Origin of the sequence: Williamsia soli (genome assembly GCF_017377795.1) — a bacterium.
GTDB classification, from domain to species: domain Bacteria; phylum Actinomycetota; class Actinomycetes; order Mycobacteriales; family Mycobacteriaceae; genus Williamsia; species Williamsia soli.
This window is the reverse complement of record NZ_JAFRDR010000003.1, coordinates 676,991-689,261: the sequence shown is the minus strand read 5'-3', so window position 1 is coordinate 689,261 and position 12,271 is coordinate 676,991. Positions and strand designations below refer to the sequence as shown.

At 63.9% G+C, this 12,271-nt stretch carries 15 protein-coding genes and 4 tRNA genes; 13 read left to right on the top strand and 6 right to left on the bottom strand.

The genetic code is table 11. The features are described from left to right. Positions 1-124 precede the first annotated feature (124 nt). Positions 125-982, top strand: a complete 858-nt coding sequence (gene htpX / locus J3S28_RS11685; protein ID WP_207840643.1) for a zinc metalloprotease HtpX — start codon at positions 125-127, stop codon at positions 980-982. Between the two features lie 63 nt (positions 983-1,045). On the opposite strand, the gene J3S28_RS11680 is transcribed toward htpX, so the two are convergent. Next, positions 1,046-1,927, bottom strand: coding sequence for an LLM class flavin-dependent oxidoreductase (locus J3S28_RS11680; protein ID WP_207840837.1), 882 nt, complete (start codon positions 1,925-1,927; stop codon positions 1,046-1,048). 131 nt (positions 1,928-2,058) lie between these two features. Beyond that, positions 2,059-2,550, bottom strand: coding sequence for a YajQ family cyclic di-GMP-binding protein (locus J3S28_RS11675; RefSeq protein ID WP_084893669.1), 492 nt, complete (start codon positions 2,548-2,550; stop codon positions 2,059-2,061). A 162-nt stretch (positions 2,551-2,712) separates the two neighbouring features. Here J3S28_RS11675 and J3S28_RS11670 point away from each other — a divergent pair. From J3S28_RS11670 to rplA, 10 genes are all read left to right on the top strand, one after another. Beyond that, a tRNA-Tyr gene (locus J3S28_RS11670) sits at positions 2,713-2,793 on the top strand. Positions 2,794-2,955: 162 nt separating this feature from the next. Further along, positions 2,956-3,028, top strand: a tRNA-Thr gene (locus J3S28_RS11665). A 66-nt stretch (positions 3,029-3,094) separates the two neighbouring features. Then, positions 3,095-3,168, top strand: a tRNA-Met gene (locus J3S28_RS11660). A 120-nt stretch (positions 3,169-3,288) separates the two neighbouring features. Next, positions 3,289-3,456, top strand: a complete 168-nt coding sequence (gene rpmG, locus J3S28_RS11655; protein WP_084834304.1) for a 50S ribosomal protein L33 — start codon at positions 3,289-3,291, stop codon at positions 3,454-3,456. A 132-nt stretch (positions 3,457-3,588) separates the two neighbouring features. Then, positions 3,589-4,674 carry a fused (3R)-hydroxyacyl-ACP dehydratase subunits HadA/HadB gene (locus J3S28_RS11650; protein ID WP_207840641.1) on the top strand — a complete coding sequence of 362 codons (1,086 nt, stop codon included), beginning with the start codon at positions 3,589-3,591 and terminating at the stop codon, positions 4,672-4,674. Between the two features lie 183 nt (positions 4,675-4,857). Continuing rightward, a tRNA-Trp gene (locus J3S28_RS11645) sits at positions 4,858-4,930 on the top strand. A gap of 106 nt (positions 4,931-5,036) precedes the next feature. Further along, complete coding sequence (gene secE, locus J3S28_RS11640) at positions 5,037-5,513, top strand: preprotein translocase subunit SecE (protein WP_207840835.1); 477 nt, start codon at positions 5,037-5,039, stop codon at positions 5,511-5,513. Between the two features lie 43 nt (positions 5,514-5,556). Next, positions 5,557-6,429 carry a transcription termination/antitermination protein NusG gene (nusG, locus tag J3S28_RS11635; protein ID WP_207840640.1) on the top strand — a complete coding sequence of 291 codons (873 nt, stop codon included), beginning with the start codon at positions 5,557-5,559 and terminating at the stop codon, positions 6,427-6,429. 112 nt (positions 6,430-6,541) lie between these two features. Next, positions 6,542-6,979 carry a 50S ribosomal protein L11 gene (gene rplK, locus J3S28_RS11630; RefSeq protein WP_084834297.1) on the top strand — a complete coding sequence of 146 codons (438 nt, stop codon included), beginning with the start codon at positions 6,542-6,544 and terminating at the stop codon, positions 6,977-6,979. Between the two features lie 82 nt (positions 6,980-7,061). Next, a complete protein-coding gene (gene rplA, locus J3S28_RS11625; protein WP_207840638.1) occupies positions 7,062-7,772 on the top strand; it encodes a 50S ribosomal protein L1 in 711 nt (236 codons plus the stop codon). A 153-nt stretch (positions 7,773-7,925) separates the two neighbouring features. Here rplA and J3S28_RS11620 read toward each other — a convergent pair whose 3' ends face one another. From J3S28_RS11620 to J3S28_RS11605, 4 genes are all read right to left on the bottom strand, one after another. After that, a complete protein-coding gene (locus J3S28_RS11620) occupies positions 7,926-8,924 on the bottom strand; it encodes an LLM class flavin-dependent oxidoreductase (protein WP_207840636.1) in 999 nt (332 codons plus the stop codon). Between the two features lie 91 nt (positions 8,925-9,015). Beyond that, positions 9,016-9,630 (bottom strand): flavin reductase family protein, encoded by a 615-nt coding sequence (locus tag J3S28_RS11615; RefSeq protein ID WP_207840634.1) that lies wholly within the window; start codon positions 9,628-9,630, stop codon positions 9,016-9,018. Between the two features lie 30 nt (positions 9,631-9,660). After that, complete coding sequence (locus tag J3S28_RS11610; RefSeq protein WP_207840632.1) at positions 9,661-10,203, bottom strand: dihydrofolate reductase family protein; 543 nt, start codon at positions 10,201-10,203, stop codon at positions 9,661-9,663. Positions 10,204-10,211: 8 nt separating this feature from the next. Continuing rightward, the gene (locus J3S28_RS11605; RefSeq protein WP_207840630.1) at positions 10,212-10,787 is read right to left on the bottom strand and encodes a TetR/AcrR family transcriptional regulator; all 576 of its coding nucleotides are present in this window, start codon (positions 10,785-10,787) and stop codon (positions 10,212-10,214) included. Positions 10,788-10,910: 123 nt separating this feature from the next. Here J3S28_RS11605 and J3S28_RS11600 point away from each other — a divergent pair, with 123 nt between their 5' ends. Continuing rightward, positions 10,911-11,732: a DUF2786 domain-containing protein gene (locus J3S28_RS11600; RefSeq protein WP_207840628.1), complete on the top strand. Its 822-nt coding sequence runs from the start codon at positions 10,911-10,913 to the stop codon at positions 11,730-11,732. Between the two features lie 10 nt (positions 11,733-11,742). After that, positions 11,743-12,255 carry a TIGR04338 family metallohydrolase gene (locus tag J3S28_RS11595; protein ID WP_207840626.1) on the top strand — a complete coding sequence of 171 codons (513 nt, stop codon included), beginning with the start codon at positions 11,743-11,745 and terminating at the stop codon, positions 12,253-12,255. The last annotated feature ends 16 nt before the right edge of the window (positions 12,256-12,271 follow it).

Below are 12,271 nucleotides of genomic sequence, written 5' to 3'. Positions count from 1 at the left end.
GATTGTGGTGGGTTCTGGCGGACCCCACCTGGGCGAACGGTCGCCTGAACCCACCATCTCGGGAACCCTGGTGAGGCTTTCGTTCGTTGCGGCTCCAGTGCAACACCGGACAGGAGTGAGATACATGGGCGGCCATGCCAACGGACTGAAGACGGTTCTTCTACTGGGCTTCATGTCGGCGATCATCGTGGGGATCGGGGCGGCCTTTCGAAGTCCGGCAATCCTGCTGTTCGCCATCGTGCTCGCGGTCGGGTTCAACGCCTACATCTACTTCAACAGTGCCAAGATGGCTCTCAAGGCGATGCACGCGCAGCCGGTGACCGAGGTGCAGGCACCCGCGCTGTACCGCATTGTCCGGGAGCTGGCGACGGTTGCCCGACAGCCCATGCCGGCGCTCTACGTCAGTCCCACCGAGGCGCCCAATGCCTTTGCCACAGGCCGTAATCCGAAGAACGCCGCGGTGTGCTGCACGGCCGGTATCCTGCAGATCCTCGACGAGCGCGAATTGAGAGCCGTTCTCGGGCACGAACTCTCCCACGTCTACAACCGCGACATCCTCATCTCGTCCATTGCAGGTGCCATGGCGGCGGTGATCAGCGGCATCGCCAACTTTGCGTTCTTCTTCGGAGGCAACCGAAACGGTGGTGCCAATCCCGTTGTGTTGCTGCTCATCACGTTTCTCGGTCCGATTGCGGCGACTGTCATCAAACTCGCGGTGTCGCGATCACGTGAGTATCAGGCGGACGCATCCGGCGCCGAGTTGACCGGCGACCCACTGGCTCTGGCTTCGGCGCTGCGCAAGATCTCCGGCGGCGTACAGATGGCGCCGTTGCCGCCCAATCCCGACCTCGCCGCGCAGTCACATCTGATGATCGCCAACCCATTTCGCGCCGGTGAGCGGATGAGCAAGGTCTTCGCCACCCATCCGCCGATGGAAGATCGCATCCGCCGACTCGAAGAAATGGCGGGCGGTCGGCGGTAAGGGCCCGCTCGGCGGTCAGGTCGGCCCGCTGGGCGGCGTTTTCGACACGGTGGGCGGGTCAGGTCACGACAGGTCGCGGACGACCTCCGCGACCTTCTCGAGTTGGCCGAGGTCAGAGCTCGTCGGGATGAGATGGATTTCATCGGTGCCGGCGGCGGCGAACGCCGACAACGTCTCGGCGAGTTCATTTGTCGAGCCCGACCAACCGGTGGTGGGTGCGATCGCGTCGACGAATTCGGATGGAATCCAATTCATGTAACGCCGCAAATGATGGTGTATCTGCCCCCTCGCGGGTTCGGCATCGCCGATCGCGAACCAGAACGACGTCGCCAGATGCGGCGGCTTCTTACCCGCCTCGGCCCATGCCGTCGTCGCGACGTCGAAGAGTTCGCGCTGCTTGGCGACGTCGAGGTCGAGGGTGGTGCCCGCGAGGCCGTCAGCCCACGCGGCCGCGCTGCGCAGGGTCTTGGGCCCGATCGTCCCGACGAGCAACGGCGGCCCGCCTTCCTGGATCGGCGTGGGCCCGACCGGGAGCACAGAATCGGTCTGCCGCTCACCCGCCCAGACCCGCTTCATCACATCGACGCGGTCCGCCATCTGCCGCATCGTCTGCGTCTTGGGGTCCGCGCCCACCGATCGATAATCTTCGTGCCTGCCGCCGACCCCCAACCCCACCGTGAGCCGGCCGTCACTGATCACGTCGCCAGTGGCGAGGGCCTTGGCCAGCATCACCGGGTCGTGCAGCTGGGGGACGATCACCGTGGTGACCAGGCGCACTCGCTCGGTCCACGCCGCGACGGCGCCCAGCAGCGTCAGGCTGTCCGGATTGTCGAACGCGATGCGTTCGCCCCAGCAGAGCGACGAGAACGGTCCTTCGTCGATCGCTTTCGCCCAGCTTCTGAGCATGGTCGCATCGAGGTCCGGTTCCATCACCGGCAACGTCATTCCCACCTGCACGGGCTGATTCTGCGGCATCGATGGCCCGTACGTCCCTGAAATCATCCCCCTGAGGGGTGGCAGGCGGAAATATGCCGTCGGTGACCCGTCACGGGGACGATCTCAGGGGCAATTCACAGCTACCGGTAGTTCACGAACTGCAGAGCGATCTCGAAGTCCTTGCCCTTGAGCAAAGCGATCACTTCCTGCAGGTCGTCGCGTTTCTTGCTCGAAACCCTGAGCTCCTCGCCCTGGATCTGCGCTTTGACACCCTTAGGGCCTTCGTCGCGGATGGCCTTGGTGATCTTCTTCGCCTTCTCGGAGTCGATGCCTTGCACCAGGGTGCCGGTGACCTTGTACGTCTTTCCCGAGCCGATGACCTCGCCGGCGTCGAACGCCTTGAGGGAGATGTCGCGTCGGATGAGTTTTTCCTTGAACACCTCGAGTCCGGCCTGCGCGCGTTCCTCGGCGTCGGAGGTGATCACGATGTTCTCTTCACCGGACCATTCGATCTTGGTGTTGGTGCCACGGAAGTCGTAGCGCTGCGACAGCTCTTTGGCCGCCTGATTGAGGGCGTTGTCGACCTCTTGCCGATCGAGCTTGCTGACCACGTCGAACGATGAATCTGCCATAACGGTCAAGCGTAGCCGCGCCGGTGCCCCCGCTCGCGCAGCATGGGTGCAAAACGTCAAAAGAGGCCCGCTTGTACTGGGCATTTGTGTTCTTGGGCCCTGCCCGATGTAATGTTTCCCGCGTTGCTTTCCGCCGGTCCAAAAGACTGCGGGAGGCAGCTTGCCAGGTTGCCCGAGCGGCCAAAGGGAGCGGATTGTAAATCCGCCGCGCAAGCTACATAGGTTCGAATCCTATACCTGGCACAGCACCAAGAACTCGGCCTCGAGCTGGCTCGACCAGCCCGGGGTCGTTTGGTGCGAGGAGGATGAGAGAACACACGATTTGGCACGCGCCAGCGCCGCTGTGTAATCTCGTTAAGGCCCTTCGCGAGGGCGCCGGAGACGGTGCCGATGTGAGAGGCGAACGCCCCCTTAGCTCAGTCGGTAGAGCGTTTCCATGGTAAGGAAAAGGTCGACGGTTCGATTCCGTCAGGGGGCTCGCTGGACTCAGAACTCGATGAATGCGCAGCCGGCAGCGGCGCGCGGAAGTCGGTTTCCGGGCCATGGCGGTGTAGCTCAGTTGGTTAGAGCGAACGACTCATAATCGTTAGGTCGCCGGTTCGAGTCCGGCCATCGCTACGATGCACACGACGTGCCGCTCACGGCGACACAACAACGTGGAGCCCTTCGGGGGCAACACACCAGACGTGACGTCCCTCGGGGCCGTCGCACCACACGATCCACCTGAAAGGCAATCCCGTGGCCTCCTCAACAGACGTGCGCCCCAAGGTCACCTTGGCCTGCGAGGTTTGCAAACACCGCAACTACATCACCAAGAAGAACCGTCGCAACGATCCCGATCGTCTCGAGATCAAGAAGTTCTGCCCGAACTGCGGCAAGCACCAGAACCACAAGGAATCGCGCTAGACCGCTACAGGCGGTCAGCAGACTGCCTGACATGACCGGGGACGCGAAAGTGTGCCCGGTCTTTGGTCTTTTCTGCGCACCCGGCACTGCCCGGCCGGCGAGGCGATAGTCGAAAGTTAGAGGTCTTCTCGAGTGACGGATGCGAGCCAGAGCAAGGTAGCCGAGCGGGTCGAAGCCCTGCAGCAGGGCGTCAAGCTGACTCCCGACGAGATCGCGGCGCACACCCAGGAAATGGTCGGCTTCAAGTACACCGTCGACGATTACTACGAGGTCGGCCGTGAAAAGGTGCGCGAACACGCCCGAGCCGTCCAGGACACCAACCCGGTGCACTGGAATGAAGCCAAGGCGCGCGAGATGGGTCATGACACCCTCGTCGCAGCACCGACCTTCGTCTCCGTCCTCGGCATCATCGCCCAGCGACGTCTGTTCGAAGACGTGATCACCGGCTACGACCTCTGGCAGATCATGCAGAGCGATCAGCGGCTCGTCTTCCATCAGCCGATCAAGGTCGGCGACCACCTGATCTGCGATGTGTCGCTGGATTCGTTCCGGCAGATGTCCGGGACCGATCTGATGGTCACCAAGAACGTCATCTGGAATCAGCGGAACGAACCGGTGATGACCACCTGGACATCTCTCGCGGCACGCGCAGCGATCGAGGTCGATCCGGAACTGGTCGACAAGATCGAACACGTGATGATGCAGGAGCCCGTCGGTATCGACCCCGGCAAGACCGTCGCCGGTCCCTTCGCCCGTTACGACGACCCCGACCCCGAGGTCGCCCCCCAGCCGTACGGCGCGATCAACTTCGACGAGTTGACCGTCGGCCAGGAGATCCCGGCTCGCACGTTCAAACTCACCCGCGGCAACCTCGTCAACTACGCGGGCGTGGCGGGTGATCCGAACCCGATTCACTACAGCGACGAGGTCGCCAAGGTCGCCGGACTGCAGGACGTCGTCGCGCACGGCATGCAGACGATGGGACTGGGCGCCAGTTTCATCGGTGAGTTCATCGGCGACCCTGCCGCGATCCACGAGTACAACGTCCGCTTCACCAGCCCGGTGTACGTGCCTGCCGGCGATTACGCGGCCGTGGACTTCACGGGGAAGGTCAAGTCGCTGGACCCGCAGACCCGCCGCGGCCAGCTCTCGATCGTGGCCAAACAGGGTGATCGCAAAATTTTCGGGCGAGCACTCGCCAGCGTGCAGTTCAACTGATCTTGTGCGTCGACGGAGCTGGTTGGAGTTCCACCCACCCGGTGACGTACACTCGAATAGTCGTCAGCTCTATTTCAACTTGCGCGCTGCCCTAAGGGTGGCGCGTTGGTTTTGTGTAGTGCAGACGCCGGGTCGACGGAGCCCCGGTGATCACCTCGGTGGTCGTCGGCGAAATCGGCCCAAAGGGGCGTAGCTCAACTGGCAGAGCAGCGGTCTCCAAAACCGCAGGTTGCAGGTTCAAGTCCTGTCGCCCCTGCCCTTGATCGTGTGAAAGCACCTCAGGGCACCCGATGTCAGCTGCCACGCAGCCGGATCAGCTGGTCCAACTGCAGGCATCCGACTTCAGCCACGAGAGGAACAAGTTGAGCAAGCGCGACCGTGCCGAACGCGCCAAGAACGCGGCTGAGTCGACCGACGAGGTCGAGCTCGACAGCTCTGTGGACTCCGAGGCGGATTCGGCGGGCGAGACCGGCAGCGGCGACACCGCGACCGTGGCCCGTCCGAGCGGCAAGCGTTCACCCCGTGGCAAGCGTCCGAGCCTCGCCAAAGACGGCGACGATGACGCGGGGTCGGCAGTTGCCACCAAAGAAAAGACCAAAGACAAGAAAACCGACGGCAAGCGCAAGCGCGTCAAGCCTGAGGACAGCCGCAACCCGTTCGTCAAGTTGTGGGTGTTCCTCACGCAGGTTGTCAGCGAGCTCAAGAAGGTCATCTGGCCGACTCGCAAGCAACTGATCCAGTACACGATCATCGTGCTGATCTTCGTGATCATCATGGTCGCGTTCATCTCCGCACTGGATCTGGGCTTCGCAAAGGCCGTTTTGTGGCTGTTCGGGTGAGAAACCCGTTCGGCTGCTTCGAGGAAAGGGAGCGTGGGCTGCAGTGAGCACCCCCGAGAACGACGCTGTTACCAGCGAGACAGAGACCGACGTCATCGACGAGACAGTCGGTGATTCGGAGGCTGTCGACAGTGCCGTCTCCGATTCCGAAGAGGCAGACGTGGACGTGACCGGCGAGGCCGAGATCGCCGCGCAGGTCACCGAGGACGCCTCCGGCGAGGTCACCGAGGACGCCTCCGGCGAGGTCACCGAGGACGCCTCCGGCGAGGAAGCGGTCGTAGAGCCCGAGGAAGAAGAAGATCCGGTCGAGGCGCTGCGCAAGTCCCTGAAGAAGGCTGCGGGCGACTGGTACGTGATCCACTCCTACGCCGGCTACGAGAACAAGGTGAAGGCCAACCTCGAGACCCGCGTGCAGAACCTCGATGTCGGTGACTACATCTTCCAGGTCGAGGTTCCGATCGAAGAGGTCACCGAGATCAAGAACGGCCAGCAGAAGAAGGTCAACCGCAAGGTCCTTCCCGGCTACATCCTCGTTCGCATGGAGCTCAACGACGAGTCGTGGGGCGCGGTGAGGAACACCCCTGGCGTCACCGGCTTCGTGGGATTGACTTCGCGTCCGTCACCGTTGTCCATGGATGACGTGCTCAAGTTCCTGCTTCCGCGCGTCGAGCCCAAGAAGGCCGCAGGCAAGTCCAGTTCCGACGGTGGCGCCGATCTGGCCGCCGCATCGGCACCGGTCATCGAGGTCGACTTCGCGGTCGGCGAATCGGTCACCGTCATGGACGGCCCGTTCGCGACGTTGCCCGCCTCGATCAGCGAGGTCAACGCCGAGCAGCGCAAGGTGAAGGTGCTCGTCTCGATCTTCGGTCGCGAGACCCCGGTCGAGCTCGCCTTCAACCAGGTAGAGAAGATCTGACGATCCTGCAGGTGGAAAAGATCTAACAGATTTTCGCGTCTCCAGCGGGCGCGAAACCGGGCTGAGTCAAGATTTTCAGCCCAAACGCAATCAATCAGAAACAGGGAAAAGGATGCCCCCCAAGAAGAAGAAGAAGATCTCCGGGATCATCAAGCTCCAGATCCAGGCAGGCGCCGCCAACCCGGCACCGCCCGTGGGTCCGGCACTTGGTCAGCACGGCGTGAACATCATGGAGTTCTGCAAGGCGTACAACGCTGCGACGGAAAGCCAGCGCGGCAATGTCGTGCCGGTGGAGATCTTCGTCTACGAAGATCGCTCCTTCGATTTCAAGCTGAAGACCCCGCCTGCGGCGAAGCTGCTGCTCAAGGCCGCTGGTCTGCAGAAGGGTTCGGGAGAGCCGCACAAGACCAAGGTCGGCAAGGTCACCATGGATCAGGTCCGTGAGATCGCCAAGACCAAGCAGGAAGACCTCAACGCCAACGACGTTGACCAGGCCGCCAAGATCATCGCCGGAACTGCCCGCTCCATGGGCATCACGGTCGAGGCCTGATCTTCCAATAAAGCAAGCGTGGGAGGGCCGGCTCGGTCCGCACCACCAACCCGCATGTGTTGCGGAGAAAGAGAGAGCCAATATGAGCAAAACCAGTAAGGCATACAAGGCCGCTGCTGAGAAGGTCGACAAGTCCAAGCTCTACAGCCCGCTGGAGGCTGCAAAGCTTGCCAAGGAGACCTCCTCGACCAAGACCGACGCAACCGTCGAGGTTGCCGTTCGTCTCGGCGTCGATCCCCGCAAGGCAGACCAGATGGTGCGCGGCACCGTCAACCTGCCCCACGGCACCGGTAAGACCGCTCGCGTCATCGTGTTCGCGGCAGGCGACAAGGCCAACGAGGCCGTCGCAGCCGGAGCCGACGAGGTGGGCGCCGAAGATCTGATCGAGCGGATCCAGGGCGGGTGGCTCGACTTCGACGCCGCCATCGCCACCCCCGATCAGATGGCCAAGGTCGGCCGCATCGCACGGGTCCTCGGACCGCGTGGCCTGATGCCGAACCCTAAGACGGGCACCGTCACCACCGATGTGACCAAGGCCGTCAACGAGATCAAGGGCGGAAAGATCAACTTCCGCGTCGACAAGGCAGCGAACCTGCACTTCGTCATCGGCAAGGCGTCGTTTGATCAGAAGCAGCTCGTCGAGAACTACGGCGCAGCCGTAGACGAGATCCTGCGTGCGAAGCCGTCGGCGGCCAAGGGCCGGTACCTGAAGAAGGTCACCGTCTCCACCACCACCGGACCGGGCATCCCGGTGGACCCGGCGATCAACCGCAATTACCTTGAAGAGGACTGACTCTCTCTTCTAGACCGATGAAAGCCGGGACTCCCTGACGGGGGTCCCGGCTTTTGCTTTCGGGCGGTCTCGCCCTGAAATCGTCCCCAGATGGCGGGTCAATTGGCAATATGCCCGGCGACCCTCCAATCGGGGACGATGTCAGGGCGAAAGTCAGACCTTCGCGGTCTTCATGGCTTCGGCGGTGAGTTCCAGGGACTTCAGCCGGCCCTCGGCGGTCACCGACTGATGCGCGACGATGACCTCGTCGGCCTGGGCCAATTCAGCGAAGTCCTCTAGGAATTCACGCACGTCAGACCCGGTGCCGACCCCGGTGTACTTCATCATGTTTGCGATGCCCTGACCTTCCCGGGTGGTGAGGAAGGCATCGATCTCTTCATCGCTGTAATGCGGGCTCGACGGTCCGCGTGAGATCAGCATGCGCACCCGAATCCGGCGCAAGGCTTCGAAATCGCGGGCGGCGGCCTCGGGATCGTCGGCGGCGACAGCGTTCGCGCCCGCGATCACGTACGGCTCGGACAGCTGACGTGATGGCTTGAAGTCGCGGCGATAGAGAGCCACCGCCTGCTGCAGCGCGTCAGGAGAGAAGTGCGAGGCGAACGCGTAGGGCAGGCCCAATGCGGCAGCGAGCTGCGCCCCGAAGAGCGACGAACCGAGGATGTACAGCGGCACGTCGGTGCCTGCGCCGGGGATCGCCTTGATGCCGGGGATGCGGGACTCGTCGCGCAGGTAACCCTGCAGTTCCAGCACATCCTGCGGAAAGCTGTCGGCCGAACTGTGGTCACGACGCAGCGCGCGCATCGTGGCCTGATCGCTACCCGGCGCGCGGCCGAGCCCGAGGTCGATGCGACCCGGATGCAGCGTCTCCAGGGTGCCGAACTGCTCGGCAATGGTCAGCGGCGCGTGGTTCGGCAGCATGATGCCGCCGGCGCCGAGGCGAATGGTCTCGGTGTGCGCCGCGATGTGCGCGATCAGCACACTCGTCGCCGACGACGCGATGGACTCCATGTTGTGGTGCTCGGCGTACCAAACTCGTTTGTAGCCGTGTCGTTCCGCAGCGCGCGCCAGATCCACGCTTGCGGCGAAGCTCTCCCGGGCGTCGTGTCCGGGGGAGATGGGAGCGAGGTCGAGAATGGACAGGGTGAGGGACATACCTATGGGCCTTCTTAATCCGCGAATACGTTGAACAAGATGTACCTCTGTTCCAACGTCGCGGCGGCCGAGTACCTTCCCGCCCGACAGGTCAGGGTCGTTCGAGCTCGACGACCTTGCTCGGCAGGCCCCACTCGGAGCGGCCGAGGCGGGCCATCGGAGCGAGCTTGGCGAAGTCCGGATGACCGTCGGCGGCAGCCACCGCGGGGTCGACCGTGACCGCCACGACCTTGCCCATCACCACCTGGGAGTTACCGATCTGGAGGATTTGGAACAGCTCGCACTCGATGGCGACCGGGCTGTCTTGGACCCGCAGGCAGTCGACGACCGTCGCCGGTGCCGAAGCGACGCCGACCGCCTCGAACTCGTTGACGTCCTCGTCGAAACCGGCAGAGGTCGCATTGACCTGCTGCATCATGGGCTCGGTTGCCACATTGATGACATACTGCTTGGTTGCTGCGGCGTTGTCGGCGCTGTGTTTGCCGCCGACCGCCGTGAACTGCACGATCAGCGGATCGGTGGAGCTGACGGAGAAGAAACTGAACGGCGCGAGGTTGTCGACGCCATCGGCGTTGCGCGAGGACACCCACGCGATCGGTCGCGGTACGACGGACGCGGTGATCAGCTTGTAGAAGTCCCTCGTCGAGGTGTTGCTGTGGTCGAAGAGAATGCGCTCGGCTGCGGCCGGATTCGGATCTGAGGTCACCCGACCAGCATGGCACCCGCGGCGCGGTGCTCAGTCGGTGACTCGGTAGACGGACTGCGTGATGCCTTGTCCCAGGGTCGTCGACCGCAGCAGTTCCAGCGACACGTCGTGGTCGATGACGCCGAACAGCGGTAGCCCCGACCCGAGGATGACCGGGATCGTGGTGATGGTGAGTTCTGTGATGAGGCCACGTTGCAGAAAACTTGTGATCAGGCGTCCGCCATCGGCGTAGACGTGGTGGATGTCCTCGGCCGCCGCAGCGACGAGTAGCTCGTCGATCGTGCGGTGGACTGTGACGCGGTCGTCGACATCGGTGTCGAGCTGGGTGCTGAGCACCATCACGCGCAGGCCGGTATAGGGCCACTCGTCAAAGGTGGTCCCGATCTCATAGGTGTTGCGGCCCATGACAATCGCGCCGGTGGTCTCGATGAAGGCGTCGTAGCCGGTCTCACCGATGTCCTGGCTGCGGCTCAGCAGCCAGTCGATGTCGCCGTCGGTGCGGGCGATGTAGCCGTCGAGGCTGGTGGCGATGAAGACGGCGCCGGTGACGGCGGGTATCGGGGTGGTGGTCATGGGATTCCTCATTTCCAGGTGGTGGTCAGTCGCTCGAACTCGTCGTCGAGGATCGCGGTGAGAGAGCCGTGCGGTTGCACGGTCCAGGCCAGGAACGTGCCTTCCAACAGGGCGAACAGGGTGCGGGCCGCGGCAGTCGGTTCAAGCGCGCGGGAGAGCTCTCCCGCGTCGATTCCACGGGCGACGACGCCGGCCAGTTGCTGACGTTTGCGTTCCCAGCCCAGCCCCAGCAGCCGGGTGAGCTCGGGGTCGCCGAGGTCCATCGCGAGCGAGGACACGTGATTGGCTGCGTCCGAGATCCGATCGCTGTCGGCGTAGGAACCCACGGACAGCCGCCGGAGCGCGTCGAGAGCGCTTTCCTCGGTGCCGAAGAGCGGGGTCACGTCGATGGAGTCGACCCAGCGTTGGGATACCGCGAGTAGAACGGCCCGTTTCGATCCGAACCGTTTGACGAGCGTCGGAGCGGAGACGCCGGCCTCCTGAGCTGCGAGCTCCAGGGTGAACCGGGCAGAACCCACCCGCGCCAGGACGACGTCCGCGGCGTCGAGTAGCTGCTCGTCGGTGTGAAGCCGGGGGCGGACCATGCGAGTTAGTAAACCAGAATTTCCTAACTCGGCCAAGTCGGATTTCTCCACAGAGCTGGGGCTATCAACAGGCTGAGCCGTCATCTCGTCCCGGTGTCGGTCGAGACGCCTAGGGTTGATCGGGTGCGAGACGACAAACTCCTGACCCGTATCTCCGGGCTGTTGCGGCAGGCCGAAGGCACCGACAACGAACACGAGGCCCAGGCATTCATGCAGGCGGCGCAGCGGCTCGCCACCTCGGCGTCCATCGACCTGGCGGTGGCCCGTGCCCACGCCGGCGGCAACCGTCGGGTCACCCCGGAGCAGCGCAATATTGCGATCGGCGCCGCAGGCAAGCGGGGACTGCGCACCTATGTGCAGCTGTTCGTCGCGATCGCCCGCGCGAACGACATCACCTGCGATGTCGCGAGCAACTCCACCTTCGTCTACGCCTACGGGTTTCCCGGCGACATCGACACCTGTGAGGCGCTGTACGGCTCGCTGGTGGTGCAGATGGTCGCCGCGAGCGACGGGTACCTGAAATCGGGTGCGTACAAGGGTGAGACATTCGCCCGCGTCGTGACCGAACGTCGTGGCTGGGTGTCTCGGCGGGTTGTCGAGGAGAAGCCGCTCTCGCCGATCACCGCGCGCCTCAACTTCCAGTCGGCCTTCGCCGAACGGATCGGTAAGCGGCTGGCCCAGGCGCGCGACGAAGCCCGGGCGCAGGCGGTCGCCGACGATGGCGGAAAGGCCGATTCGGGAACGGCGCTGGTATTACGCAACAAGGAGATCGAGGTCCGCGATTTCCACCAGGAGACCTCGACAGCCCGTGGTACCTGGCAGTCGCAGAGCGCGTCGGCGGGGTACTCGGAGGGTGCACGCCGCGCGGGGGACCGGGCCGGGCGCCGAGCTCGCCTCGGCGACGACGCGCAGCTCGATGGAACCCGCGGGGCACTCGAGGCGTGACCGTGCGCCGATGACGGAACGGGACAGCCAACGATCGGCTCTCTACGCAGCGGAACGATTGGTGCACAACGTGTTCGAACGGGCAAGCGCCGGTTCGGGCGCACTGACCATTGCCGGTACGGCGTTGACGTTGCCGCCGGAGGCGAGGTTCGGGTCGGTGGAGTCGGTGCGTTCCTACGTCGACCGGGTACTGGCGTTGGCGACGGTGGCAGCGCAGTTCCCGCGGGCGCAGGTGCCGGTCAGCGTCCGCGCCAGACGCGGCCAACGGCAAGCTCACTACGAATACAACCCGGCAGGCGGCGCCGGGGTCATCGCTGTTCCCGTCGCCGATGATCGCTGGGCCATGCGCGAGCTCGTGGTGCTCCACGAGGTGGCCCACCACCTGAGTCCGGGGTCCGCGACGGACAAGCACGGACCCCGTTTCGCCGGCACGCTCATAGAGTTGGTCGGCTTGGTTCTGGGCCCCGAGGCCGCCTTGGTCTACCGAGTCACCTTCGGCGACAGCGGTATCGAAGTGGCATAACGGCGGGCACAAATGC